This is a genomic window from Haemophilus parainfluenzae (assembly GCF_003252725.1).
Taxonomy (GTDB): Bacteria; Pseudomonadota; Gammaproteobacteria; order Enterobacterales; family Pasteurellaceae; genus Haemophilus_D; species Haemophilus_D parainfluenzae_L.
The window spans coordinates 165,073-190,975 of record NZ_QEPO01000002.1; the positions used below are offsets into that span (position 1 = coordinate 165,073).

24 protein-coding genes are annotated in these 25,903 nt (G+C 39.1%); 10 read left to right on the forward strand and 14 right to left on the reverse strand.

The window, feature by feature from the left end:
- The first annotated feature begins 7 nt into the window (after positions 1-7).
- The gene (gene accD / locus DPV85_RS03440; RefSeq protein WP_049381001.1) at positions 8-898 is read left to right on the forward strand and encodes an acetyl-CoA carboxylase, carboxyltransferase subunit beta; all 891 of its coding nucleotides are present in this window, start codon (positions 8-10) and stop codon (positions 896-898) included.
- A 4-nt stretch (positions 899-902) separates the two neighbouring features.
- On the forward strand, positions 903-2,207 hold the full coding sequence (folC, locus tag DPV85_RS03445) for a bifunctional tetrahydrofolate synthase/dihydrofolate synthase (RefSeq protein ID WP_111327259.1): 1,305 nt from the start codon (positions 903-905) through the stop codon (positions 2,205-2,207).
- A gap of 46 nt (positions 2,208-2,253) precedes the next feature.
- Here folC and DPV85_RS03450 read toward each other — a convergent pair whose 3' ends face one another.
- Positions 2,254-3,138 carry a TIGR01777 family oxidoreductase gene (locus DPV85_RS03450; protein WP_111327069.1) on the reverse strand — a complete coding sequence of 295 codons (885 nt, stop codon included), beginning with the start codon at positions 3,136-3,138 and terminating at the stop codon, positions 2,254-2,256.
- Positions 3,138-3,593, reverse strand: a complete 456-nt coding sequence (gene argR / locus DPV85_RS03455) for a transcriptional regulator ArgR (protein ID WP_111327070.1) — start codon at positions 3,591-3,593, stop codon at positions 3,138-3,140. The genes DPV85_RS03450 and argR overlap by 1 nt, the downstream gene beginning before the upstream one ends.
- A 186-nt stretch (positions 3,594-3,779) precedes the next feature.
- Between argR and mdh the strand changes: the two genes are divergently transcribed.
- Complete coding sequence (mdh, locus tag DPV85_RS03460) at positions 3,780-4,715, forward strand: malate dehydrogenase (protein ID WP_111327071.1); 936 nt, start codon at positions 3,780-3,782, stop codon at positions 4,713-4,715.
- Between the two features lie 322 nt (positions 4,716-5,037).
- Here mdh and DPV85_RS03465 read toward each other — a convergent pair whose 3' ends face one another.
- The 7 genes from DPV85_RS03465 to DPV85_RS03495 form a co-directional block, all read right to left on the reverse strand.
- Positions 5,038-5,985: a ribose-phosphate pyrophosphokinase gene (locus DPV85_RS03465; protein WP_111327072.1), complete on the reverse strand. Its 948-nt coding sequence runs from the start codon at positions 5,983-5,985 to the stop codon at positions 5,038-5,040.
- A 1-nt stretch (position 5,986) separates the two neighbouring features.
- A complete protein-coding gene (gene ispE, locus DPV85_RS03470) occupies positions 5,987-6,910 on the reverse strand; it encodes a 4-(cytidine 5'-diphospho)-2-C-methyl-D-erythritol kinase (protein WP_111327073.1) in 924 nt (307 codons plus the stop codon).
- Positions 6,910-7,533 (reverse strand): lipoprotein insertase outer membrane protein LolB, encoded by a 624-nt coding sequence (gene lolB, locus DPV85_RS03475; protein WP_111327074.1) that lies wholly within the window; start codon positions 7,531-7,533, stop codon positions 6,910-6,912. The genes ispE and lolB overlap by 1 nt, the downstream gene beginning before the upstream one ends.
- Positions 7,534-7,597: 64 nt before the next feature.
- On the reverse strand, positions 7,598-8,842 hold the full coding sequence (locus tag DPV85_RS03480) for a multifunctional CCA addition/repair protein (protein ID WP_111327075.1): 1,245 nt from the start codon (positions 8,840-8,842) through the stop codon (positions 7,598-7,600).
- A 61-nt stretch (positions 8,843-8,903) separates the two neighbouring features.
- Positions 8,904-9,512 (reverse strand): TIGR04211 family SH3 domain-containing protein, encoded by a 609-nt coding sequence (locus tag DPV85_RS03485; protein WP_070582232.1) that lies wholly within the window; start codon positions 9,510-9,512, stop codon positions 8,904-8,906.
- Between the two features lie 68 nt (positions 9,513-9,580).
- A complete protein-coding gene (locus DPV85_RS03490) occupies positions 9,581-10,843 on the reverse strand; it encodes an inorganic phosphate transporter (RefSeq protein WP_111327076.1) in 1,263 nt (420 codons plus the stop codon).
- Positions 10,844-10,878: 35 nt separating this feature from the next.
- A complete protein-coding gene (locus DPV85_RS03495; protein ID WP_049372644.1) occupies positions 10,879-11,559 on the reverse strand; it encodes a TIGR00153 family protein in 681 nt (226 codons plus the stop codon).
- A gap of 138 nt (positions 11,560-11,697) precedes the next feature.
- Between DPV85_RS03495 and DPV85_RS03500 the strand changes: the two genes are divergently transcribed.
- The 6 genes from DPV85_RS03500 (at position 11,698) to DPV85_RS03525 (ending at position 19,536) form a co-directional block, all read left to right on the forward strand.
- Positions 11,698-12,720: a CYTH domain-containing protein gene (locus DPV85_RS03500; RefSeq protein WP_111327077.1), complete on the forward strand. Its 1,023-nt coding sequence runs from the start codon at positions 11,698-11,700 to the stop codon at positions 12,718-12,720.
- Between the two features lie 25 nt (positions 12,721-12,745).
- Entirely contained in the window at positions 12,746-14,125 is a 1,380-nt protein-coding gene (gene radA / locus DPV85_RS03505; protein WP_111327078.1) for a DNA repair protein RadA, read from the forward strand.
- A gap of 82 nt (positions 14,126-14,207) precedes the next feature.
- A complete protein-coding gene (gene lrp / locus DPV85_RS03510; RefSeq protein ID WP_005695827.1) occupies positions 14,208-14,687 on the forward strand; it encodes a leucine-responsive transcriptional regulator Lrp in 480 nt (159 codons plus the stop codon).
- Between the two features lie 2 nt (positions 14,688-14,689).
- Positions 14,690-17,479 carry a DNA translocase FtsK gene (locus tag DPV85_RS03515; RefSeq protein WP_111327079.1) on the forward strand — a complete coding sequence of 930 codons (2,790 nt, stop codon included), beginning with the start codon at positions 14,690-14,692 and terminating at the stop codon, positions 17,477-17,479.
- Positions 17,480-17,515: 36 nt separating this feature from the next.
- Positions 17,516-18,142, forward strand: a complete 627-nt coding sequence (lolA, locus tag DPV85_RS03520) for an outer membrane lipoprotein periplasmic chaperone LolA (RefSeq protein ID WP_111327080.1) — start codon at positions 17,516-17,518, stop codon at positions 18,140-18,142.
- Positions 18,143-18,195: 53 nt separating this feature from the next.
- Positions 18,196-19,536, forward strand: coding sequence for a replication-associated recombination protein A (locus DPV85_RS03525; RefSeq protein WP_111327081.1), 1,341 nt, complete (start codon positions 18,196-18,198; stop codon positions 19,534-19,536).
- Positions 19,537-19,610: 74 nt separating this feature from the next.
- Here DPV85_RS03525 and DPV85_RS03530 read toward each other — a convergent pair whose 3' ends face one another.
- The 4 genes from DPV85_RS03530 to potA form a co-directional block, all read right to left on the reverse strand.
- Positions 19,611-20,693, reverse strand: a complete 1,083-nt coding sequence (locus DPV85_RS03530) for an extracellular solute-binding protein (protein ID WP_005698550.1) — start codon at positions 20,691-20,693, stop codon at positions 19,611-19,613.
- A 134-nt stretch (positions 20,694-20,827) separates the two neighbouring features.
- Entirely contained in the window at positions 20,828-21,598 is a 771-nt protein-coding gene (gene potC, locus DPV85_RS03535) for a spermidine/putrescine ABC transporter permease PotC (RefSeq protein WP_005695832.1), read from the reverse strand.
- Complete coding sequence (gene potB, locus DPV85_RS03540; protein WP_111327082.1) at positions 21,598-22,458, reverse strand: spermidine/putrescine ABC transporter permease PotB; 861 nt, start codon at positions 22,456-22,458, stop codon at positions 21,598-21,600. The genes potC and potB overlap by 1 nt, the downstream gene beginning before the upstream one ends.
- Positions 22,442-23,560, reverse strand: a complete 1,119-nt coding sequence (gene potA / locus DPV85_RS03545) for a spermidine/putrescine ABC transporter ATP-binding protein PotA (protein ID WP_111327083.1) — start codon at positions 23,558-23,560, stop codon at positions 22,442-22,444. The genes potB and potA overlap by 17 nt, the downstream gene beginning before the upstream one ends.
- A 277-nt stretch (positions 23,561-23,837) precedes the next feature.
- Between potA and pepT the strand changes: the two genes are divergently transcribed.
- Entirely contained in the window at positions 23,838-25,073 is a 1,236-nt protein-coding gene (gene pepT, locus DPV85_RS03550) for a peptidase T (protein WP_111327084.1), read from the forward strand.
- A 165-nt stretch (positions 25,074-25,238) separates the two neighbouring features.
- Here pepT and DPV85_RS03555 read toward each other — a convergent pair whose 3' ends face one another.
- Entirely contained in the window at positions 25,239-25,868 is a 630-nt protein-coding gene (locus DPV85_RS03555; protein ID WP_111327085.1) for an MBL fold metallo-hydrolase, read from the reverse strand.
- Between the last annotated feature and the right edge of the window lie 35 nt (positions 25,869-25,903).

A 25,903-nucleotide genomic window follows, 5' to 3' on the forward strand; every position in this document is an offset into this window, starting at 1 on the left:
GTAAAAAATGAGCTGGATTGATAGAATTTTTAGCAAAGGAACCTCTTCCTCTGCATCACGTAAAGCTAACGTACCAGAAGGGGTTTGGACAAAATGTACCTCTTGTGAACAAGTTCTTTACGGCGAAGAAGTAAAACGTAATTTATATGTTTGTCCAAAGTGCGGTCATCATATGCGTATTGATGCTCGTGAGCGCCTTTTAGCCTTGTTAGATGAAGGTTCAAGCCAAGAATTATCGGCTGATTTAGAACCAAAAGATATTCTTAAATTTAAAGATTTAAAAAAATATAAAGATCGTATTTCTGCAGCTCAAAAAGAAACGGGCGAAAAAGATGCGTTAATCACAATGACAGGTACACTTTACAATATGCCGATTGTTGTTGCTGCTTCAAACTTTAGCTTCATGGGCGGCTCAATGGGATCGGTTGTGGGTGCAAAATTTGTGAAAGCGGCGGAAAAAGCAATGGAATTAAATTGTCCGTTTGTTTGTTTCTCTGCAAGTGGTGGTGCACGTATGCAAGAAGCACTTTTCTCCTTAATGCAAATGGCGAAAACCAGTGCGGTGTTGGCAAAAATGCGTGAAAAAGGTGTGCCGTTTATTTCTGTATTAACCGACCCAACATTAGGTGGGGTATCTGCAAGTTTTGCGATGTTAGGTGATGTAAACATTGCTGAGCCAAAAGCATTAATTGGTTTTGCGGGCCCACGTGTTATCGAACAAACCGTACGTGAAAAATTACCAGAAGGCTTCCAACGTAGTGAATTCTTACTCGAGAAAGGGGCGATTGATATGATCGTGAAACGTTCAGAAATGCGTTCAACCCTTGGAAACCTTTTAAGTAAACTCACCAATCAACCTTCACCTTTTGTTGAAGTAGAAGTTGTTGAAAATGCCTAATATAATGAATTTAAAAGCCACTTCGCCACTCGCTGAGTGGCTTTCTTATTTGGAAAACAGTCACTTTAAAGCGATTGATTTAGGGCTAGAACGTATTAAGTTAGTGGCAGAGGAACTGGACCTTTTGAACCCCGCACCTTATGTGATCACGGTGGGGGGCACAAATGGTAAAGGCACAACTTGCCGTTTGCTTGAAACCATTTTGTTAAATCGCGGCTTGCGTGTGGGTGTGTATTCTTCCCCCCATTTATTACGTTATAACGAACGTGTTCGTATTCAAAATCAAGACTTGCCGGATGAAATGCATACCGCTTCTTTTGATTTCATCGAAAAGCATAAAACGCAATCCCTCACTTATTTTGAATTTAGCACCTTATCAGCTTTGCATTTATTTAAACAAGCGAAGCTTGATGTCGTTATTTTAGAAGTGGGGCTTGGTGGGCGTTTGGATGCAACGAATATTGTCGATAATGATCTGGCGGTTATCACCAGTATTGATATTGATCATACGGATTTTCTTGGGTCAACTCGCGAAGAAATTGGCTTTGAAAAAGCGGGGATTTTCCGTGCGAATAAACCGGTTGTAATTGGCGAACCAAATGTTCCGCAACCTATGTTAGAACAAGCGGAGAAATTACATTGCTACGTTTCACGCCGAGATGTCACTTGGTCGTTTAAAGCTAATGAGCAAACTTGGATGTGGCAGAGCAACAAAGTGCGGTTAGAAAATCTGCCGTTTTGCCAAATTCCATTAGCCAATGCAGCAACCGCTTTGGCGGCTGTTGAGCAATTACCTTTTGATATTTCTGTCGAGACCATTAAACGTTCATTAATTGAAGTGGAATTAGTTGGTCGTTTCCAACAATTGAAAGGCAACCAGTTAGAGAAACTGGCAGAGCGATTGAGTGTACCTTATTCACAGTTACCAAAAGTGATTATCGATGTTGGGCATAACCCTCATGCAGCAAAATATTTAGCCGAAAAATTGACCGCACTTAAAGCACAGATTTCAGGTCGTATCATTGCCGTTTGCGGTATGTTAAAAGATAAAGATGCCGAGTCGGTGTTTACCCAACTTACTTCCGTTATTGACCAATGGCATTGTGTAACATTAGGTGGTTACCGTGGTCAATCAGGTGATGACTTAAATGCAAAATTAACATCAGTTTGTCCATCAGCAAGAAGTGTTTCTGAATATTCTGTAGTTGAAGGTGTGAAAAGAGCGGTTAAAACTGCGGATAAAAATGACATTGTGCTGGTATTTGGATCTTTCCACACCGTAGGGGAATTTTTAGAATATTTAGCTTAATAGATATGAAAAATAATAAAGGCTGGTTTTGACCAGCCTTTTGTTTTTAAAGTATATTATGGAAATAATCACTTAATTCTGAATATTTGAATGTAAACCCACAATCCAGCAAATGTTTTGGATAGACATTTTGGCTGTCTAAAAGAATGCAAGCGCGCTCGCCTAGAAGAGAGGTAAGTAAAAATTGAGGCACTTGAGCAAAACAAGGACGATGTAATGCTTTACCTAATAATTGGTTGAATGTCTTGTTTTTAACAGAATGTGGCGCAGTAAAATTAAATGCACCTTCACAATTATTATGATCAAGTAAAAAGAGAAGGCCTTCTACCATATCCTCTAACGCAATCCAACTCCAATATTGCTCACCATTTCCTAATTTGCCGCCTAGTCCAAAGCGATAGAGCGGTAGAGTTTTAGCAAAAGCCCCACCTTTTGGAGAAAGCACTAATCCGGTTCTCACTAAACAGACTCTTGTGTTGGCTTGTTTGGCTGCATTTTCCCAATCAATACAAAGTTGTGCGGTAAATTGACTACCTGGAGGCGTGCCTTCAGTGATCTGGTCTTCACCACAGTTTCCATAAATTCCGGTGGCTGAACCTGAAATCAATACAGGCGGATGTTCACTTTGGTTAATGAGTTGAACAATCTGTTGGGTTAAATCAATACGACTGTGACGCAGTTTCTCTTTTTGTTGAACAGTCCATTTTTTATCGAAGATTGGCTCACCGGCAAGATTTATGACCGCATCAAAGCCATTCAAATCTTTGAGTGTTGAAAGTGCGGTCAAAAATTGCGGTGTTTTTTCAGGAAAAATAGTTTGGGCTTTTTCAATAGAGCGAGTTAATACGGTAACGCTATCGCCACGTGAAAGTAGCGATTCAAATAAGGGTTTTCCAACAAATCCGGTTCCACCGGTCACTAAGATATTCATTATAGATTGCTTTCAAAGAGCGTTTGAATTTGTTCTAAAAGCGATTTAATTGTTGTGCCTTTTGTTGGTGTCACAAAAATGGTGTCATCTCCTGCAATCGTGCCTAAAATGCCTTCAGGTTTACCTATGGAATCCAATAAGCGGGCAATTAACTGTGCCGCACCTGGAGAGGTTTTAATGACGATAACGAAATCATTGTGATCAATATCCAAAACCAAATTTTTTAATGGGCTGCTAGTAGCGGGTACACTTAATTCACTTGGCAAGCAATACACCATTTCCATTTTCGTATTTCTTGCACGAACTGCGCCAAATTTACTTAGCATGCGTGAAACTTTAGACTGGTTAATGCTTTGAAATCCTTGTTTTTTTAAGGCTTCAACAATTTCACTTTGAGAAGCAAATCGTTCTTGATTGAGCAGTTCTTTAAATGCTTTAGTTAATTGATCTGACATAGTTATTCTCGTATAGGGGAATTTGCATAAGAATTGCATAAAAATTCATTTTAGGCAATTAAAATAAATTTGCCGTTTGAAAAGTTTGAGCTAGATCGCATTATTGAATTTCTCTGTTTGTAATTTAATGACTAAGACTTTAAAATTCTACCTAGTTAGGATTAATTAATACATGAGGAGTATTTTATGAAAGTTGCAGTATTAGGCGCAGCAGGCGGTATTGGTCAAGCATTAGCCTTATTACTTAAATTACAATTACCCGCTGAAAGTGAATTAGCACTTTATGATATTGCACCAGTGACACCAGGTGTGGCTAAAGATGTGAGTCATATTCCAACAGCGGTTAAAGTGGAAGGTTTTGCGGGAGAAGATCCAACACCAGCACTTAAAGGTGCTGATGTCGTTTTAATTTCTGCAGGGGTAGCACGTAAACCGGGTATGGATCGTTCAGATCTTTTCAATATCAATGCGGGTATCGTGCGTAACTTAATTGAACATGTTACAAAAACTTGTCCAAAAGCTTGTGTAGGTATTATCACCAACCCTGTGAACACGACTGTTGCGATTGCTGCAGAGGTATTGAAAAAAGCGGGTGTTTACGACAAACGTAAATTATTCGGTGTCACTACTTTAGACGTGTTACGTTCTGAAACATTCGTATCTGAATTAAAAGGCTTAAATGTTTCTCGTACAAGCGTACCGGTAATTGGCGGCCACTCAGGTGTGACGATTCTTCCATTACTTTCACAAGTTCAATATGCTGAGTGGAAAGAAGAGGAAATTGCACCATTAACAAAACGTATCCAAAATGCAGGTACTGAAGTGGTTGAAGCAAAAGCGGGTGGCGGTTCTGCGACACTTTCTATGGCTCAAGCGGCAGCACGTTTTGCGCGTTCATTAGTGAAAGGCTTAAGTGGCGAAACTGTGGTTGAATGTACTTATGTAGAAGGTGATGGTAAATACGCACGTTTCTTCGCTCAACCTGTACGTTTAGGTAAAGAAGGTGTAGAAGAAATTTTACCAATCGGTACCTTAAGCAAATTTGAACAAGAAGCTTTAGAAGCAATGTTACCAACATTGCGTGCAGATATTGAATTAGGCGAAAAATTTATTAACGGTTAATTTAATTCTATTTCTAGAGAAGAGGAGCTGTATGCTCCTCTTTTTTTATACGAAAATGATTAAACATAAAAAAGTGAAGAAAAAGCGTGATTTAGCTCACAAATTTGAACATTGCTATTTGCAATATAAAGGACTTTGCCGTATTCTTAAATCACTAAAAACAAGTGCTATTTTTAAATAGCCGACATCTATTTTGCTTTCCGAGTAGTGCCCCAGTGGGGCACTTTTTTTGCCTTATTTTTAGTCGAAGCATAAAAAAGTGCGGTCGAAAAATACAAGACTTTCCGACCGCACTTTATAAAATGAATACTAAGTGAAAGAATTATTCAAACATTGCTGAAATAGATTCTTCATTGCTGATACGACGAATTGCTTCAGCAAGCATCGTTGAAAGAGTCAGCACGCGCACTTTACCAAGCGCTTTCATTTCTGGTGAAAGTGGCACAGTATCCGTTACCACAATTTCATCAATGGAATCGCTCGCTAAGTGTTGTGCGGCTGCACCAGAGAAAACGGCGTGAGTTGCGTAAGCAAATACGCGTTTTGCACCGCGTTCTTTTAATGCTTCAGCCGCTTTACATAATGTACCACCTGTATCAATCATATCATCCACAAGGATACAATCACGATCTGCAACATCCCCGATAATATGCATAACTTGTGATACATTTGCGCGTGGACGACGTTTATCGATAATCGCCATCTCTGTATCATTTAATAATTTCGCGACTGCACGTGCACGAACCACACCACCGATATCTGGAGAAACAACGATAGGATTGACAAGATCGGTTTTCTTCAAGATATCATCAAGTAAAACCGGTGAACCAAATACGTTATCAACTGGTACATCAAAGAAACCTTGGATTTGCTCTGCGTGTAAGTCACAAGTTAATACACGGTCAATCCCTACAGTTGAAAGTAAATCAGCTACCACTTTTGCAGTGATTGGCACACGAGCAGAACGTACACGACGATCTTGACGAGCATAACCAAAATAAGGAACAACGGCAGTAATACGGCCAGCAGATGCACGACGTAAAGCATCAACCATTACAATCAATTCCATCAGGTTGTCATTCGTTGGTGCACAAGTGGATTGAATAATAAACACGTCTGCACCACGCACATTTTCATTAATTTGCACTTGGATTTCACCATCGCTAAAGCGTCCAACAGTGGCATCGCCTAATGAAATGTAAAGACGTTCAGAAATCTTTTTCGCTAGCTCAGGCGTAGCATTTCCAGCAAAGAGTTTAATGTCTGGCATTTTATATAACCTCAGGTTGAGTGTAGATAGATTGGTTGGTCGAGAGTTGTTTCAACATCGCATGTAATGGTGAAACGTTTAATCCTTTAGCAACAAAGCCGAAAAATTCCTTCGGTTTTTGTTGGAAAACAGCTTGTGCTGATTTTTCATCATCAAATTCAGCAAAAACACAAGCCCCGGTTCCGGTTAATCTGGCTGGTGCATATTGTAGCAACCATAGTAGGGCTTTTTCAACTTCAGGATATTGAGTTCGCACGACTTTTTCGCAATCGTTTGCAAACGGTTGATTCAAAAGTTCGGCAAGGGATCTTTTTTCTGTATTTCGAGGCAAATCGGGATCGCTAAAAACCACCGCAGTAGAAATCGAAGTTTCAGGTTTTAGTACCACATAATATTTTTCTTGTGGTTCGCAGTATTGGATTTTTTCACCCACCCCTTCGGCAAAAGCAGCTTGGCCATGAACGAAGATAGGCACATCAGCCCCGAGTTTTAGCCCAAGTTCGGCAAGTTCATCAATGGATAGATGGGTTTGCCATAAATAGTTCAAAGCAAGCAGAGTCGTTGCAGCATTGGATGAGCCGCCGCCAATCCCACCGCCCATGGGCAGAATTTTATCTAAATGAATTGTCGCGCCGAGTGTACAGCCTGTTTTTTCTTGTAGGAGTGTCGCTGCACGATAGATTAAGTTTTGTTCTAGAGGTAAGCCTGGAATTTCAGGAGAGATGCGGATTTGTTTATCTTGGCAAATATCAATAGTGAGCCAATCGCCGAAATCAAGAAATTGGAAAAGGGTTTGTAATTCGTGGTAGCCGTTTGGCAGTTTACCGTTTATATAGAGAAATAAATTGAGTTTCGCGGGGCTTGGAAAGCGGTTAGGCTTTCCAAGAGAAGTTGAAAGTGCGGTCGAAAAGTGATGTGTTTTCATTAGAACGCCCATTCATCCACACGAATTTTTAGGGTTTGTGATGTACTTTTATTCTTTAATAGAATATTTTCAGGCATAGAATTATCCGGATGGTAGCTCAGGTAATCGGCTGTCCACATCGAGCCATCAAGTGGGTAGCTAAATTCGGATAAAAGATGATTAGTTCCAACTTGGTAATCGGCGTTATCCGCTGGCTGACCTTTTAACCAATAAGCTAAATGCTCTAATGGCACATCCATTCCGATGATTTCGCGTAACAATAATTTGGCGTTTTTATCAGATTGTTGGTTGCCTTTATTATCTGAAATGGTCATGCCATTTGGATGCATTTCCATGGTTAGCGTTGTTTTGCTAATCAGAGAATAAAGTTTTAACTTATAGGCTTTCGGGTTTTGATATTGCCATTCAAAGCGACTAGAAAAACGCTCTTGTGGACTGATGTAACCAATTTGTCCTTTTGTGCTATAAGATTGAATTTGTTTGATTTTTTTGAGGTGCTGTTGCCACGTAATATCGTTTTTATCGATATGTTGAACATCTGTTGGGCGCTCTGCATCAAGAGTACAAGCGGATAAGATCACACTTGCAAATACAGATGCTAGAAGAGATTTTAATAATTTCATAACAAAATATTTACTAAAAAATTGCACATATTGTAAGGGTTAGTTTACTTTTAGTAAAGATGGATTAAGCATTTAAGCGTGTTTTCTCCGCTTTCACCGCAGCAATTCTTCGACGCGTTAATTCATCTCGAATGCCTTGTTTTTCAAACCCATCTACAATGACTTGCTGTACATCAACAGCAAGTGCAGCTTGATAAAGCACTTTGAGATAATCAATTTGCGGGTATTCTTTATTTTCAAAACCAGTTCGTCCGCGAGTATCAGATAAACATACTAATAGAAATTCTTCGAAGCGCTGAGGTTTACGCCAAACATCAAACGTATTAAAGAGTTTCACCACTGTTTCGGGGCGAAGCTCTAAGGCTTTATGCACATGCGTGTGATATTCACAAGTTAATTCGGCTAATTCTTGAAGATAATTAGGCACCCTAAGACGTTTGCATAATGAACGAGTCGGTTTAATCCCTACTTTTTCGTGACCATGATGACTTGGCCACATTTCTTTTGGTGTAAGGGCTTTGCCAAGATCATGACAAATTGCGGCAAAACGGACTGCACTTTTATTCCAATTGCTATTTTCTGTGAGTTTAACCGCTTGCTGTAATACGAGCATGGTATGAATAAAACTATCAATTTCAGGATGGTATTTGGCTGGGTTCGGTACACCGTCTAAGGCGGAAATCTCAGGGAAAAGTACTTTGAGTGCGCCGACTTGATTTAGCGTTTCAAAATAAATCTCAGGATTCGGTTCATTTAATGCTTTTTCCGTTTCCATCCAAACTCGCTCAGCCGTTAGGTGGGCGAGTTCACCTTGTTCAGTGAGTTCAGCCATTAATTTAAGGGTTTCTTCGGCAATTGAGAAACCTAAATGATGGAATCGAGCAGCGAAGCGTGCGACACGCAATACACGAAGTGGATCTTCAGCAAAAGCGGGGGAAATATGACGTAAAATACGTTGGTGAATATCTTCTACACCATGATAAGGATCGTGCAGATTGCCATCTTTGTCTTGGGCAATGGCATTAATGGTGAGATCTCGACGAATTAAATCTTGTTCAAGCGTAATATCATCTGAGAAATCACAAATAAACCCGGTGTAACCTTTACCTGATTTTCGTTCTGTACGAGCAAGTGCATATTCTTCATGGTTTTCAGGATTGAGAAAAACAGGGAAGTCTTTGCCAACTTGTTGGTAACCTTGAGCCAGCAACATTTCTGGTGTTGCTCCCACGACAACCCAGTCACGATCTTTTACTGGTAAACCTAAAAGTTGATCGCGTACAGCACCGCCGACAAGATAAATTTCCATTTTACTCTCCCATCAATATATAAAGAAAAGGTAGGCAAATGCCTACCTCAATGATGAATCATTACCAGCTATCACGGCGTTTACGTCTAGGTAAAATGTGAGGTAATACTAAGCCAATTAATAAACCTACACCTAATACTGAGCCGCCATAAATAAACCATTGGATCGCAATTTCACGTTTATTGGCATCAAGCATGGCTTCTAAATCACGATTTTTATTTTTCGTCATTTCTAATTCACGTTTAAGTTGTGAATTTTGTTCAAGCAATTCACTACTTTGTTGTTCAGCTTGTTTGCTACGGCGTTGAATTTCGTTTGTGCGTTGTTGCCAATCTGAATCGACACGATTCAGCTTTAATGTTAACTCTTGTACCTGTGCTTTTAATTTTGGATTTTCTTCACGGCTACTTGGCGTAGAACTCAGTTCTGAGGTTAAAATCCATGCCTCGCGATTTTTATTATCACGAATTAGGGTATATTTTCCTTCTTGTCCTAAGACTGTTACCGCTTCGCCAGATTGGATTGCACCCGCGATCTTAAATTGATCACCTGCACCACGACGTAAATATGTGTTCAGATTTTCTGTCACATATTGCGTTTCAGCTTGTACTGTTCCAATGGTTGATCCCAATAGAACACAAGAAAATAAAAGTTTGCTCACTTTTGACATAATACTTCCTAGATTCATGAAGAAAGTGCGGTCGGAAAATGAAACAAACCGCACTTATAATAATTATACTAGTGGAAAATCGCGCGAAGGATGTAGAAAATCACAATCGCAAAGAATGCACCAGCAGGCAACGTTACAACCCATGAACTAATGATGTTACGGATAACTGTCAAGTTAAGCGCCGCAATACCACGTGCGAAACCGATACCTAAGATTGCGCCCACTAAAGTTTGTGTCGTGGAGATTGGTAAACCTGTACCCGATGCGACAACAACAGTCATCGCAGTTGCAAATTGTGCGGCAAAACCACGGCTAGGGGTTAAATCGGTAATACCCGATCCTACGGTTGCCATTACTTTTTGTCCCATTGCGATAAGACCAACGGCGATACCTAATGCACCTAAAGGTAAAATCCACCAGGCTAAATCACCACCACTCAGGATTTTCCCGCCATTTTGCACGATTGATACCACAGAAGAAAGCGGACCAATTGCGTTAGCTACGTCATTAGACCCATGTGCGAATGCCATTGCACAAGCGGTTAGAAGCATTAAGATACTAAAAATCTTTTCAACCGATCCGAATGATCCTTTTCTTGCTTTTGCAGTAAATGCTTTGCTGCGGAAGTAGAAATGGCAGAAAATCATACCAACAACGCTGATAAGCAATGAAATAAAGAGGGTTTCATTGTTAGAAAGATTTAAACCAACGTGTTTTAACCCTTTCGCCATGGTCACGATACAAAGTACGAATACGGTAATCGCCATGTAGTAAGGACCATATTTTTGTGCGTTTTTCAGTGGTTCTTCGGTATCGAAAATGAGTTTCTGGATACTGGCAAAGATGGTATAAGCTAAAAGTCCTGCGATCACGGGGGTGATAAACCAACTTCCAACGATCCCACCGATAGTAGACCAGTCAACAGAACTTGGGCCAATCGTAATACAAGCAAAACCAATTAAAGCTCCGATGATGGTGTGAGTACCAGAAACAGGCCAACCCATTTTTGTGGCGATAAATAACCAAGCACCTGATGCAAAGAGAGTAGAAAGCATCCCTAATGCCAATACATCTGGCATCTCGACAAATTGAGAGGGATCGATCACACCACTTTTGATGGTTTCTGTTACTTCACCGCCGGCTAAATAAGCCCCGGCAGATTCAAAAATGAGGGCAATAATAATGGCTTGTTTAGCTGTAATGGTACCCGAACCAACTGAGGTACCCATTGAGTTTGATACGTCGTTGGCTCCAATACCAAATGCCATAAAAAAACCGAATACCGCGGTAATTAAGACTAACCACGAACCGTATGCATTAATAATTTCCATAGTGATTTCCTATGTTGTAGTTAATGTCGTCAGAATTAGGAACGGGCTAGCATTAATTCAATGCGAGATCCAACACGTTGAGCTTGATCGGCTAATACGCCTACCCATTCGATGATTTTATATAAGAACATCACATCAATAGGGTTATAACGACTTTCAATCGTGTAGAGCATTTTACGTAATTTAATTTGCATTTGATCTGTATCGTCTTCAATGCTGTCTAGCTCTTGAATCATATGGTTCACTAACTTTAATTCACGGCCTTTAAAACCGGTTTCAAGTAGTTTATCCATTTCTTCAATCACTAAATGAGCTTGATGAATAGAATCTAAACTACGTTGAACATAATGCAAAAATTCTTCCTGCATTTCTTCAGGAATGCCAAATTGGCGACCAATCATACGACCAGCAATATCTTTAGCATAGTTAGCTAATTTGTCTTGTTGGGTGACTAATTCGAGTAAATCGGTACGATCAATGGGTAAAAATAAACCGCGAGGCAATTTCAAACGGATTTCGCGTTTTAAACTATCTGCTTCACGTTCACATTGAGAAATGTCTAGACGTGTTTTTTCCGCATCATCCCATTGTTTTACAAAGGTATGTTGGAAGAATGGAATTAATAAATCACAACATTCAGTCACTTTGTCAGAATGTTTCTGTAGTGGTTTTAAAGGAGAATGGGCAAATAATCCGAGAATATTATTCATTGCCATAGGTGTTTTACTCCATAACAAGGGTTAAAATTTCGGTTGCATATTACCTGATTTTATAAGGAAATACACGAAAAAGATCTTGATTTGTATAAAATTATCTGTATATTCAAACAGTTAAAAGTGATAAGGAAAAATAAAATGAGTAATGAAGTTGAATTAAAGCTTGCAGTTACCTCTGATGCTTTCGATACCCTAAAAACACATCTCAATCAATTCAATATCTTAGAACAAAATACAGTCTTTCTGGGAAATGCCTATTTCGATTATCCCGACCATTTTTTGGCTAAACAAAAAATGGGATTGCGTGTACGTCAGGAAAATAATGATTTTACACTCACTTTAAAAACAGACGGAAAAGTGGTTGGCGGATTGCATAGCCGTCCAGAATACAATTTATCTATACCTGATAATTCAGTACCCACAACGGAACAATTAACCTCGTTGTATCCATTTGAAAACTTACCTTCCGCTACATTACAACCAATTTTCTCAACAGATTTTAACCGCACTTTTTGGTTGATTGCGTTTGGCGCATCAAAAATTGAAGTGGCCTTCGATCAAGGGAAAATTTTATCGGGGGAAAAAACACAGCCTATTTGTGAAATTGAATTCGAATTAAAAGAAGGGATCGTTTCAGATCTTTTCCATTTTGTCTCACTTTTACCTTTTGAACAGGATATTTATTTTAGTTCAGCAAGCAAAGCAAAACGCGGCTATCAATTAGGCAGCAAACCACTTCTGATTGATTGGTTAAATAAATGGCGTGATTTCTTAAAAGAGGAACGAGAGGGAAGTACGGTTGATTCTCGCGAACAATTAAGTGCAGTCATGAAAATGGAGCAGAAATTGATTGAGGAAACCCTTTCATTCCCAACGGATGTGTTTGCTTTCGATTTTATGAAAACCGTTGAACGTGTCGGCGCATTTTTCAATCTTTATCATTATTATGATGACAACAAAGCCTTGTTTGAAAAACTGGACGAAAATCGATCAGCTGAGTTATTAGCAAGTAATCAATTTTTCCTTAATGAAATAAAAGGATTAATTACCTTTCATAGTGAAACAAAAGATAATGTTCAAACTATTGATAAGTTAAAAGCGTTATTAAAGAGCCGTGCATATTTTGAAAGAATGCTCGGTTTAATGATATTGATGGCTTAAAACGGATTCTTTAAAGGATACAAAAATGGCAAAAGCCCCTAAAACTGCTTATGTATGTAATGATTGTGGCGCTGAATTTTCGCGCTGGCAAGGGCAGTGTTCTGCTTGTAAAGCCTGGAATACCATTAGTGAAGTGCGGTTAATTTCAGCCTCAAATTCCACAAAAAATGATCGTTTTAGCGGTTATGCAGGAGAAACTCGCGCAAAAATCCAAACGCTTTCTGAAATTAGCTTGCAAGAGACACCGCGTTTCACCAGTGGATTTAAAGAATTAGATCGCGTATTAGGTGGCGGGATCGTACCGGGGAGTGCCATTTTAATTGGTGGGCATCCTGGTGCGGGGAAAAGTACCTTGTTACTTCAAGTGATGTGTGGATTAGCAAAAAATATGACCGCACTTTATGTCACGGGGGAAGAGTCGCTTCAACAAGTGGCTATGCGAGCTAATCGCTTAAATCTGCCGACAGATAAATTAAATATGTTATCTGAAACCTCCGTCGAGCAAATTTGTAATCTAGCGGATCAGTTGAAACCTCAAATTATTGTGGTGGATTCGATCCAGGTTATGCACCTTTCAGATATTCAATCCTCTCCAGGAAGTGTGGCACAAGTGCGTGAATGTGCCTCTTTCCTGACTCGTTATGCGAAAACCCGACAAGTTGCCATCATTATGGTTGGGCATGTCACCAAAGATGGCACCCTTGCGGGTCCAAAAGTATTGGAGCATGCTATTGACTGTTCATTATTGCTAGAAGGGGAGGCAGATTCCCGTTTCCGTACATTGCGTAGCCATAAAAACCGTTTTGGCGCAGTGAATGAGCTAGGGGTATTTGGTATGACAGAGCAAGGCTTGCGTGAGGTGAAAAATCCATCGGCAATTTTCTTAAGCCGTGGTGATGAACAAATGCCTGGTAGCTCGGTAATGGTTCTTTGGGAAGGAACGCGTCCGCTTTTAGTTGAAATTCAAGCGTTGGTGGATCATTCCATGCTTGCAAATCCGCGCCGTGTGGCAGTAGGACTAGAACAAAATCGTTTAGCTTTATTGCTTGCGGTATTACATCGCCATGGTGGACTACAAATGTCGGATCAAGATGTTTTTGTGAATGTCGTTGGCGGTGTAAAAGTCGGAGAAACAGGGGCGGATCTTGCATTATTACTTGCATTAATTTCGAGTTTCCGTAATCGACCGTTACCACAAGATTTAGTTGTTTTTGGGGAAGTTGGGTTAGCCGGTGAAATTCGACCGGTAACCAGTGGTCAAGAACGTATTAGTGAAGCCGCAAAACATGGTTTTAAACGCGCGATTGTCCCTTTCGCTAATAAGCCAAAAAGTGCGGTTGAGAATATGGAAGTTTTTACGGTGAAAAAACTCGCTGATGCACTTGCCATTTTGGATAATTTCTAAAAAAACGTTGTCCTATTGTTGTCTGATTACTGAAAGTTTTTGATAAATTAGATAGAATATGCGCCGTACATAAGGAAAGGTTATGGAAAAGAAATTAAATAAAGCGTTGGATAGCATTGATATCAAAATCTTAAATGAATTACAACGCAACGGTAAAATCTCTAATATCGATTTATCAAAGAAAGTTGGGTTATCGCCAACGCCTTGCTTAGAAAGGGTAAAACGCTTAGAAAAACAAGGTGTGATTATGGGCTATCGGGCGCTATTAAATCCTGAATTATTGGATGCGCCTTTATTGGTGATCGTTGAAATTACACTTGTGCGTGGTAAACCGGATGTTTTCGAAGAGTTTAATGCCGCGATTCAAGCACTTGATGAAATTCTCGAATGTCATTTGGTATCAGGTGATTTCGATTATTTACTCAAGACACGTGTAGCAGATATGGCCGCATATCGAAAATTATTGGGTACCACATTATTGCGCTTACCTGGTGTGAATGACACCCGAACTTATGTCGTCATGGAAGAAGTGAAACAAACTAATTATCTCGTACTAAAATAAAAATGATTAAACGAATTACAAAACGATTTACACCGAAACAATATTTAGCAGAATTATTACTCGGATTGACCGCGCTTTTAGGTTTATATTTAATCGTGGCATGGTCAAGCTATACGCCATTAGATAACTCTTGGTCTACAGCAAGTTTTCAAACTGAAACCATCAATAAAGCCGGTGCTTTTGGTGCTTGGTTAATTGATGCGTTTTTTGTTTTTCTCGGCTATGTCGGTCATCTCATTCCGTTTGTCATTTTTATCGTACCGATTTATTTACTGAAAATCAAAGCGGTTCATTCTCTCTCTGTAACCCGTATTGCATTACGTTCCTTTGGCTTTATTGCTCTCATCGTTGGCTTAACTATGATGGCAACATTGTTGCTTTCAAATACGAACTACTATCTAGCTGGTGGCGTATTTGGTGGCAGCTTAGTGGTGAATTTATATCCTACACTCGGTAAGTTTGGCTGTATTTTAGTCGGCTTTATCTGTGCAGTTGTAGGCTTTATTTTCTGTTCCGGTGCATCATTAATTCGTTTAATTGTGAAATTCTATCATTGGCTAACCATGAAAAATCAGCCGGCAGAAGAGGAGCATGCAGAACATACTTCTGTAGATGATCTTGAACAAATTGTGATTGAGGCGCCTCAACAACTGGCTTTCTCTGATTCTCAATTGGAAACTGAATCTACAGAGGATAAAAAAGAGGAAGTGTCTGAAAATAACTTTGTTAAGTCAGAGCAACTAATAAATATTAGCGGGCTATCTTCACCGAGCGTTTCAGAACCTACAGATGTTGAAAAATTAGAAGATAAGTTTAAAGGCTTCACGGTTGAATCTGACAATTTACCGAATGTGTCAATTTCGACTACTTCTTCCGTTGAATTGCCAACAAAAGAAGATTTTTCAGCAACATGGAAAAATCCGCAAGTGAATGCTCAAAGTGTGGATGAGTCAGATGACATTTTTGAAGAAAATGAGATGCCAAAAGTGTCACTTAAAACACCTGAAAATACAACCGCACTTTATCCAACTTATGATGAACCTTTAGAATCAGAAAATGATGGTTTAGAAGATGAATTGGCGCGTCAGTTTGCTGCACAAGAGCAAGCACGTATGCAAGAAATGGAAGTGCGAGCAAAAGCCTCAAATGCTGAAGATGCATTGAAAGTGATCTTGAATGAACCAGCGGTTTCAGTACCTAAAGAGCGTGAAATTCATATTGAGAATGCGACTGAAACAACCTATAAGCCGTATTCAGATACGCTTATTCATCCCGCATTCCAACAACCAACGAATAAACGTGAAAAACCAACGACACCATTACCAAGTTTAGATTTACTTGAGCATCGTCCTACACAGGCTCAAGACATTACGCGTGAGGAAATTTTGGACACGTCTGCACGCATAGAACAACAATTGAAGAATTTTAATGTCAAAGCAACGGTACAAGATGTGTTAGTTGGCCCTGTGGTGACTCGTTATGAGCTTGAATTACAACCGGGTGTAAAAGCATCTAAAGTAACAAGTATTGATACCGATTTAGCACGAGCATTGATGTTCCGTGCGATTCGTGTGGCGGAAGTGATTCCAGGCAAACCTTATATTGGTATTGAAACGCCAAATGCACACCGTCAAATAGTGCCATTGCGTGATGTGCTCGATAGCAATGAATTCCGTTCATCAACATCATTGCTTTCAATGGCTTTGGGTAAAGATATTAGCGGAAAACCCGTTGTGGTTGATTTGGCTAAAATGCCTCACTTGCTTGTTGCAGGTTCAACAGGCTCGGGTAAGTCTGTTGGTGTGAATACCATGATTTTAAGTTTGCTTTTCCGTGTGACACCGGATGAAGTGAAATTTATTATGATTGACCCGAAAGTGGTTGAGCTTTCTATTTATAACGATATCCCACACTTGCTTACCCCTGTTGTGACGGATATGAAAAAAGCGGCGAATGCATTGCGTTGGTGCGTAGATGAAATGGAACGTCGTTATCAATTATTATCAGCCTTACGTGTGCGTAACATTGAGGGTTATAACGAAAAAATTGAAGAATATGAAAAACTCAATATGCCAATTCCAAACCCAATTTGGAAACCTGGCGATACAATGGATAAGATGCCGCCTCCATTAGAAAAATTGAGTTATATTGTCGTGATCGTTGATGAGTTTGCGGACTTAATGATGGTTGCAGGCAAACAAATTGAAGAGTTAATTGCTCGCTTAGCACAAAAAGCTCGTGCGATTGGTATTCACTTGATTTTAGCAACACAACGCCCTTCAGTAGATGTAATTACCGGGTTAATTAAAGCTAATATCCCAAGCCGTATCGCCTTTACTGTGGCAAGCAAAATTGACTCTAGAACGATTCTGGACCAGGGCGGTGCAGAAGCCTTATTGGGCCGTGGTGATATGTTATATTCAGGTCAAGGTTCTTCGGATCTTGTTCGGGTACACGGTGCCTTTATGAGTGATGATGAGGTGGCGCGTGTGGCAGATGATTGGCGTGCACGTGGTAAACCGAATTATATTGATGGCATTTTAGATGGCGCGGATGATGAAGAATCAGGTGAGAAATCAACGACAAGTAGTGGCGATCTTGATGCATTATTTGATGAAGTCGTTGAATTTGTATTAAGCACAGGCAATACATCGACTTCTTATGTTCAACGTAAATTTAGTGTTGGGTTTAACCGAGCGGCTCGAATTATGGATCAGCTGGAAGAACAAGGTATTTTAGGCCCAATGAAAAATGGAAAACGAGAAATTTTAGCTCGACGTTCCGAATATTAATTCTCTTGAGTTTCACTTTACAAAAAGGAAAGTAGAATGAAAAAAACATTATTAAAAATGACCGCACTTACCGCACTTTTAAGCGCAAGTAGTTTTGCTTTTGCTGATGCGGTAGATGAGCTGCAAAATCGCTTAAATCAAGTGACAGTATTGAGCGCTGATTTCTCTCAAACCGTGACCTCTGTTGGCGGTAAAAACGTTCAACAAGGAAGTGGAAAACTTCAAATTAAACGTCCAAATCTTTTCCGTATGGATACCAAATCACCGCAAGAAACACAAATTATTGCAGATGGTAAAACCCTTTGGTATTACGATCCATTCGTACAACAAGTGACAGCTCAATGGGTGAAGGATGCGGTAAATAATACCCCTTTCGTCCTTTTAACCAGTAACGATAAAAGCCACTGGAATCAGTATTCAGTGACGCAGAATGCAGATACATTTGTGCTAAAACCAAAGGCAAAAAATAGCAACATTAAACAGTTTGATATTCGTGTAGATACAAATGGTGTGTTAAAAAATTTCAGCACCACAGAAAAAGATGGTCAAACCAATCTTTATGTGTTGCGTAACATTACAAATCAAACACTAGCTGATAGCTTATTCCAATTTAGCGTACCAAAAGGCGTGGAATTGGATGACCAACGTAAAGGTAAAAAATAATCCATAAGGTGTGAATGATAATCTTCACACCTTTTGCTTATTAAGGAAAGAATATGTCTAATCTTAATTTTGATTTTGCTGAAAATGACTTTCGCCCTTTAGCTGCTCGTATGCGCCCAAGTAATTTGGAACAATATTATGGGCAGACGCACTTAATTGGGGAAGGAAAGCCGCTTCGTAAAGCGATTCAAGCAGGGCATGTTCATTCTATGATTCTGTGGGGACCGCCGGGGACAGGTAAAACAACACTGGCGGAAATTATTGCTCATCGTATCAATGCAGAAGTTGAACGAATTTCAGCAGTAACAAGCGGTGTGAAAGAGATTCGAGAATCAATTGAGCACGCGAAACAAAATCGACTTGCAGATCGCCAAACCATTTTATTTGTGGATGAAGTGCATCGTTTTAACAAAAGCCAACAAGATGCATTTTTACCCCATATTGAAGATGGTACGATTATTTTTATTGGTGCCACAACGGAAAACCCTTCCTTTGAATTAAATAATGCCTTGCTTTCTCGTGCGAGAGTTTATCTACTGAAGTCATTGACAGTCACTGAAATCGAACAAGTTCTGCAACAAGCCATTTCTGATCCAGAGCGAGGATTAGGTAAAGAGCGGTTAATTTTAGAAGAGAATTTACTACAGGTATTAGCCGAATATGTGAATGGTGATGCTCGCTTGGCTTTAAACTGTCTTGAACTGATGGTAGATATGGCTTCTGAAACAGAAAACGGTAAAAAATTAGACCGCACTTTGTTGCAAGAAGTATTAGGTGAACGACAAGCGCGTTTTGATAAACAAGGCGATCGTTTTTATGATTTGATTTCTGCTTTACATAAATCTATTCGAGGCTCCGCAGCAGATGCAGCACTTTATTGGTATGCACGAATTATCACTGCAGGCGGCGATCCTCTTTATGTTGCACGACGTTTATTAGCGATTGCCTCAGAAGATGTGGGCAATGCTGACCCAAGAGCAATGCAAGTTGCACTAGCGGCTTGGGATTGTTTTACGAGAGTGGGCGCTTATGAAGGAGAGCGAGCTATTGCTCAAGCCATTATTTATTTAGCGGTGGCTCCAAAGAGTAATGCGGTTTACAACGCATTTAATGCGGCAAAACAACATGCAAAAGAGTTTCCTGATTTTGATGTACCGCCTCATTTACGTAATGCCCCAACGGCTTTAATGAAAGAATTAGGCTATGGCGCTGAATATCGCTATGCACATGATGAGCCAAATGCTTATGCCGCAGGGGAAAATTATTTCCCACCAGAACTGAAAGATACGCAGTATTATTTCCCAACTAACCGTGGTATGGAAATTCAAATTAAAGAAAAACTTGAACGTTTACAAGAGCAAGATAAAAACGCATCAAAAAAACGCTATAAATAATTTTTTCTAGTATGGTAAATATAAAAAAGTGCGGTCAAATTTGACCGCACTTTTTGTTATGACTTAAAAGCGCATTATTTTGCAGCTTTTAACTCTTGGTAATACTGTTCATAGTATTGAATTGCATCACCTACATCATCTTGCCAGTAGCTTTTTTGAAGAATTTCTGCTGGTGGATAAATTGATGGATCTTCTGTAATTTCTTTTGGAAGTACTTTTTTCGCTTCTAGGTTAGCTGTTGGGTAACCGATCGCTAAAGTCAATTTCTCTGCTGCTTTTGCACCTAATAAGTAGTTAATTAACTTGTGTGCACCATCTGGGTTTTTAGAGGTTTTAGGAATCGCTAAAGTATCAACCCAAAGAACAGGACCTTCTTTTGGGAACACCATATTTAATGGTGCTTGTTCTTTTTTCGCGATACGCACAGAACCATTCCATAACTGACCTAATTCTACTTCACCAGAGATGAAAGAGTTTGCAGGGTTATCAGAATTGAAAGAAAGTACGTTTGGACGTAGTTTTAACAACTCTTCATAAGCTTGTTTAATAATCGCAGGATCTTTGGTATTTGGATCTTGACCAATTTTTAATAATGCAATATTGAATACTTCACGCGCATCATCTAATAATTGGATTTTGTTTGCATATTCAGGTTTCCAGAAATCGCCCCAAGAAGTGAAGTCAGAACCTTTATAGGTATTGGTATTAAATGCAATACCTGGCGCACCTAACAACTGAGGAAGTGAGTATTTATTGCCTTTGTCATAAGGTTTGTTGAGCCAATCAGGGTCTAATTCTTTGATAACAGGTAATTTACTGTGATCTAATTCTTGTAGCATACCTTCGCGTGCCATTTTAGATACGAAGTAGTTAGATGGTGCAATAACATCATAACCGCCTGCATCACCTTGGGTTTTCATTTTGGCATACATCGTCTCATTGGATTCAAGACTTGCTACGATAACTTTGATACCAGTTTCTTTTGTGAAGTCATCTAAAAGACCATCTGGTACGTATTCAGTCCAAGTATATAAGTACACAGTATCATTTGCTGGAGCCTGTGCTTTTGTTGCATCAGACTTGGCTTCTTTGTCGTTACAAGCAGTTAATGTAGCGGCAACTAAACCGGCAGTAAGCAAACCTGCAAATTTTTTCATTTTTCTTTGTTCTCCGTAAAAGAGGGGTAAAAAACCACCTGCATTAATGCAGGTATAAAAAAACGCCTTGATTGTGCGTCAAGGCGTATTCTATTTGATCTTAAAAGATTTGTGAAACCTTTTTATATCAATGTTTAATGATTATTTTTGCGTGTAACCAATTGGCTTAAAATGACTAATCCTAATGAAAGCACGATCATAATCGTTGCTAATGCGTTCACTTCTGGTGTTACCCCTGTTTTAACAAGAGAGAAGATACGCAATGGTAGAATTTCATAGCTTACACCACTTACGAAAGACGATACAACAACATCATCTAATGAAATAGTAAAGCTTAATAACCAACCAGATACCACTGCAGGTAAGGCAAGTGGTAGAATAATTTTACGCAAAATAGTGACTTCACTCGCACCTAAATCTTTTGCAGCTTCAAGCATTCTTGCATCAAAGCCATTTAAACGCGAGAAAATCGTTACGGTAACATAAGGTAAACAGAATGTTACGTGTGCCAATAATAATGACCAGAAACCTAACGAAATTCCTACAACCATGAATAAGGCTAGTAGAGAAACCGCCATTACGATATCTGGTGACATCATGACGATAAATAACATACCACTTACCGCTTGTTTACCACGGAAACGATAGCGATAAAGCGCAATTGCGGTCAAACCGCCCACAATAGTGGCTAACGTTGCAGCAAAGAAGGCAATAGTGACAGAGTGGAACGCAGCTTGGATTAAGGTATCGTTATTAAATAAACGTTCATACCAGTTCCAGCTAAAGCCTTTCCAACTTAAACCATAACGGTCTTCGTTAAAGGAGTTAGTCACCAAGATAATAATTGGGATATACAAATAAGCGTATACCACAAACATAAAAATATTACGTAGTAAACGACTCATTATTCTAACTCCACTTTCTTATTCAACAATTTATTTGCACGATAGTAAACGAAAATCAACAATGCCATTAAGATGGTTAAGCCGATACTGATCGCTGAACCAAATGGCCAGTTACGAGAAATTAAGAATTCACTCTTAATCACGTTACCAACTAATAATACTTTCGCACCACCAAGTAAGTCAGCTACGTAGAACATACCCATTGCAGGTAGTAATACTAGTAAACAACCGGCTACGATACCTGGCATGGTTAATGGCAAAATAACACGGAAGAAACGCTGAACAGCATTCGCGCCTAAATCTCTTGCCGCTTCTAATAAACGTCCATCTAATTTTTCAATAGCAGAGTAGAGCGGTAGAATCATAAATGGTAAAAGGAGATACACTAAACCAATGATTACAGCCACTTCAGTATTTAAAATACGAATAGGCTCACTCAAAATGCCCATATCCATTAACATGGTATTTAACACTCCTTTCACACCAAGGAATACTTTCATCCCATAGATACGAATAAGTGAGTTTGTCCAGAATGGCAATACCACAAGGAACAATAAAAATGGACGATATGTTGGATTAATTTTGCTGACCATAAAGGCAAATGGATAGCCAATGAGTAAGCAAATAATCGTTGCAATGCCAGACATATACAATGAATTCCACACAACCTGTGCATAAAGCGGATTAAACAGGTTAGTGTAGTTATCTAAAGTAAATGGCAAAGCATAAAAGTCGCTACCATCTCGGGTTAAAAAACTTACGGTTAAAACCAATAAGTTTGGAATTAGCACAAAGAAGATTAACCAACTGAAGATAATTGCAACAGTAATTTTCTGAAATTTATTATTGATTATCTTCATCGTTGAGTACAACCTCCCAACCTTCGTGCCATGTAATACCTACACGTTGACCAACGCTGTGATCCATATGTGGGTCATCTTCGTTAAAGAATTCGCTCACTAATACGCGTTTACCGTTGTGATCAAATTCGACCGTAGACTCAAGTGTCATCCCTTTATAGGTACGATCCACAATGCGACCAATAATTGCATTTGAGTGCTCATTTTCGTCAAGCTCTTCAATCACAATATCTTCAGGACGTAACAATACTTGTAGTTTTTGACCTTTTTCAGCAGAGATACTGGTGTGAATATCACATACACGACCTTCTACATTAGCAAGTAGCTCATCGTCAGATTTACGTTCAATCACAGTTGCATCAAATACGTTAATTTCGCCGATGAAGCGAGCAACGAATAAGTTAGCTGGATCTTCATAGATTTCACGTGGTGAACCATCTTGTGCAATTTTACCTTTACGCAATAAGACGATACGGTCAGACATGGTGATCGCTTCTTCTTGATCGTGAGTAACAAAAATAAAGGTAATACCAAGTTGACGCTGTAATTGTTTAAGTTCGTTTTGCATTTGTTTACGTAACTTATAATCCAGCGCAGATAAAGATTCATCAAGTAGCAGCACTTTTGGCTTATTCACAACAGCACGAGCAATCGCGATACGTTGTTGCTGACCACCAGAAAGTTGAGCTGGTTTACGGTCGGCCATTTCCTCTAATTGCACCATACGCAATGCATCCAGAACGCGAGGTTTAATTTCGCTTTCTGCCACTTTTTGCATACGCAAACCAAAAGCCACGTTATCAAAAATGGTCATATGCGGGAATAACGCATAACTTTGGAATACAGTGTTGATATGACGTTTTTCTGCCGGGACATTGGTAATGTCCTCACCATCCAAAATAATATGACCTTCATCTAATTCTTCTAAACCCGCCAATAAACGTAAAACTGTGGTTTTACCACAGCCTGAAGGGCCAAGGATTGTGACGAATTCGCCGTTATTAATGGTTAGATTGAAATCATTAATAATTGTGTTGGAACCATAGGATTTTTTGATAGAATGAAGCTCAATAATAGGCTTGTTTTGAACCAGATTTTCCACTAGCTTTGGTTTTCTCCCTAATTTCACCAATTTTATTGGTACTGAGTAGAAATAAACCTGCAAAAATGATGCAGGGGCGACATAAAATTGAACGGATATGATATAGCGAATTGTTAATGATGAAAAGGATTTAATCGCGTTTTTAGGAAAAATTTTATTGAAATATTGGCCGCACTTTTTTCAGAAAATTTTATAACTCTTCACTTTCTTGTTATATATCAAGAACTGCAAGGATTTTTAGGATTAGACTAGCAGCAAAACAAAGGAGAATTTCGAAATGGAAGAACAAGATAATAATAAATTATTGGAGCGATTTTTAACTTATGTTGCGTTTGATACGCAATCTAAATCGTCTGCAAAACATTCGCCAAGTTCTGCTGGGCAAATGAAGCTGGCTTTGCATTTGCAGCAAGAATTAATTGAACTAGGCTTACAAGATGTCAATGTGACTAAGCATGCCGTCGTTACAGCTTATTTACCCTCAAATCATCCCGAATTAACACAAACCATAGGTTTTATTTCCCACCTTGATACATCCCCACAATGCAGCGGTAAAAATGTTCAACCTGAAGTGATCGAAAATTATCGGGGAGGAGATATTGCATTAGGTTTAGGGGAAGAGTTTATTAGTCCCGTATATTATCCATTTTTACATCAGCTTATTGGCAAAACCTTGATTGTGACAGATGGAACCACTTTACTTGGTGCAGATAATAAAGCTGGAATCGCAGAAATTATGGCCGCACTTTCTGTCTTGCAACGGGAAAATATACCACATTGCAATATTCGGGTTGCATTTACGCCTGATGAAGAAATTGGCTTAGGAATGCATTATTTCCCATTGGAGGATTTTCCTTGTGATTGGGCATATACCATAGATGGTGGAGAAGTGGGTGAGTTAGAGTATGAGAACTTTAATGCCGCGACGGCAAAAATTACCTTTAAAGGTCGGAGCATTCATCCTGGTTATGCTAAAAACAAATTAGTGAATGCGCTTACGTTAGCTTGTGAGTTTCAACAAGGTTTTCCAAAAGATGATGTCCCCGAAAAAACATCAGGAAAAGAGGGTTTTTTCCATCTAGATGATTTTAAAGGGGATATTGAGAAAGTTGAATTACATTATCTGATTCGAGATTTTGAACAAGCTAATTTTGAGCAACGTAAGGCATTTATTTATCAACTTGTAGAAAAATTTAATAGAGAGAAAAGCCTGAAAGAGCCGGTAGAATGTGTTATTGAAGACAGTTACAAAAATATGTATGACACTGTCAAAAATGTTCCACAGGCGATTAAACTTGCTGATGCAGCAATGAAAGCTTGCGGAATTACTCCAAATCATAAACCGATACGCGGTGGAACGGATGGGGCATTTTTAGCAGAAAAAGGATTGGCTTGCCCAAATATCTTTACTGGTGGCTATAATTTCCATAGCAAGCATGAATTAGTGACCCTCGAAGGGATGGAAAAAGCCGTCGAAGTGATTATAAAAATAGCAAACTGTAAAGAATTGTAAATCTGTGTAAAGAAAAAGCTTGCATTTGTCAGAATATGTCAATATAATCGCTAGCGTTTTATCGAGATTCCTTTGATAAAGCTAAACTTTAGAGATTTTATTCATAAATTCCTTTTTGGTGCTCCTAAGAAATTAGGAGCTTTTTTTTACCCAAAATTCAGATCTTTACTTCAAAAACGGGTTGCTTCGTTTTTCTTGTCCAATAGTTGTGTAAGGACCATGTCCTGCAATAACAACCATATCATCATTTAATGTAAATAATTTATTCTTGATTGATGAGATCAATGTATCAAAATCCCCACGAGGGAAGTCTGTACGCCCAATGCTGTTTTGGAAAAGCACATCGCCAGTAAAGGCGATATTTTTTTCATGTTCAATAAAGCCAATGTGACCAGGTGTATGACCAGGAAGATGAAGAATTTCAAAGGTAAATGTACCAATTTGAATTTTTTCGCCTTCTTGATTAAACCAGCGATCCGGCGTAAATGCGGAAATATAAGGTAAACCAAATTGTTGAGATTGCTGTGGTAGACTTTCAAATAGAAAACGATCTTCTTCCTGTGAGCCCCAGATTTCAATGTTAAAATGATCACGAATTGCTTCAGCGGCACCCACATGATCAAGATGGCCATGTGTTAATAAGACTGCTTTTAGGCTTAATTCTAATTCCTCAATACGTTGAATAAGCTTTTCAGCATTACCACCAGGGTCGATAATCGCCGCATTTTTTTCATCATCCCAAATAAGTGAACAATTTTGTTGAAAGGCTGTAACTGGAATAATTTCAATATTCATCTTTTTTCCTTATTATTTATAACAAAAAACCGCAC

What these genes read in the sequence shown, in the direction of transcription:
- accD (WP_049381001.1), top strand. Translation starts at nt 8, where the DNA reads ATGAGCTGGATTGATAGAATTTTTAGCAAAGGAACCTCTTCCTCTGCA.
- folC (WP_111327259.1), top strand. Translation starts at nt 903, where the DNA reads ATGAATTTAAAAGCCACTTCGCCACTCGCTGAGTGGCTTTCTTATTTG.
- DPV85_RS03450 (WP_111327069.1), bottom strand. Translation starts at nt 3,138, where the DNA reads ATGAATATCTTAGTGACCGGTGGAACCGGATTTGTTGGAAAACCCTTA.
- argR (WP_111327070.1), bottom strand. Translation starts at nt 3,593, where the DNA reads ATGTCAGATCAATTAACTAAAGCATTTAAAGAACTGCTCAATCAAGAA.
- mdh (WP_111327071.1), top strand. Translation starts at nt 3,780, where the DNA reads ATGAAAGTTGCAGTATTAGGCGCAGCAGGCGGTATTGGTCAAGCATTA.
- DPV85_RS03465 (WP_111327072.1), bottom strand. Translation starts at nt 5,985, where the DNA reads ATGCCAGACATTAAACTCTTTGCTGGAAATGCTACGCCTGAGCTAGCG.
- ispE (WP_111327073.1), bottom strand. Translation starts at nt 6,910, where the DNA reads ATGAAAACACATCACTTTTCGACCGCACTTTCAACTTCTCTTGGAAAG.
- lolB (WP_111327074.1), bottom strand. Translation starts at nt 7,533, where the DNA reads ATGAAATTATTAAAATCTCTTCTAGCATCTGTATTTGCAAGTGTGATC.
- DPV85_RS03480 (WP_111327075.1), bottom strand. Translation starts at nt 8,842, where the DNA reads ATGGAAATTTATCTTGTCGGCGGTGCTGTACGCGATCAACTTTTAGGT.
- DPV85_RS03485 (WP_070582232.1), bottom strand. Translation starts at nt 9,512, where the DNA reads ATGTCAAAAGTGAGCAAACTTTTATTTTCTTGTGTTCTATTGGGATCA.
- DPV85_RS03490 (WP_111327076.1), bottom strand. Translation starts at nt 10,843, where the DNA reads ATGGAAATTATTAATGCATACGGTTCGTGGTTAGTCTTAATTACCGCG.
- DPV85_RS03495 (WP_049372644.1), bottom strand. Translation starts at nt 11,559, where the DNA reads ATGGCAATGAATAATATTCTCGGATTATTTGCCCATTCTCCTTTAAAA.
- DPV85_RS03500 (WP_111327077.1), top strand. Translation starts at nt 11,698, where the DNA reads ATGAGTAATGAAGTTGAATTAAAGCTTGCAGTTACCTCTGATGCTTTC.
- radA (WP_111327078.1), top strand. Translation starts at nt 12,746, where the DNA reads ATGGCAAAAGCCCCTAAAACTGCTTATGTATGTAATGATTGTGGCGCT.
- lrp (WP_005695827.1), top strand. Translation starts at nt 14,208, where the DNA reads ATGGAAAAGAAATTAAATAAAGCGTTGGATAGCATTGATATCAAAATC.
- DPV85_RS03515 (WP_111327079.1), top strand. Translation starts at nt 14,690, where the DNA reads ATGATTAAACGAATTACAAAACGATTTACACCGAAACAATATTTAGCA.
- lolA (WP_111327080.1), top strand. Translation starts at nt 17,516, where the DNA reads ATGAAAAAAACATTATTAAAAATGACCGCACTTACCGCACTTTTAAGC.
- DPV85_RS03525 (WP_111327081.1), top strand. Translation starts at nt 18,196, where the DNA reads ATGTCTAATCTTAATTTTGATTTTGCTGAAAATGACTTTCGCCCTTTA.
- DPV85_RS03530 (WP_005698550.1), bottom strand. Translation starts at nt 20,693, where the DNA reads ATGAAAAAATTTGCAGGTTTGCTTACTGCCGGTTTAGTTGCCGCTACA.
- potC (WP_005695832.1), bottom strand. Translation starts at nt 21,598, where the DNA reads ATGAGTCGTTTACTACGTAATATTTTTATGTTTGTGGTATACGCTTAT.
- potB (WP_111327082.1), bottom strand. Translation starts at nt 22,458, where the DNA reads ATGAAGATAATCAATAATAAATTTCAGAAAATTACTGTTGCAATTATC.
- pepT (WP_111327084.1), top strand. Translation starts at nt 23,838, where the DNA reads ATGGAAGAACAAGATAATAATAAATTATTGGAGCGATTTTTAACTTAT.
- DPV85_RS03555 (WP_111327085.1), bottom strand. Translation starts at nt 25,868, where the DNA reads ATGAATATTGAAATTATTCCAGTTACAGCCTTTCAACAAAATTGTTCA.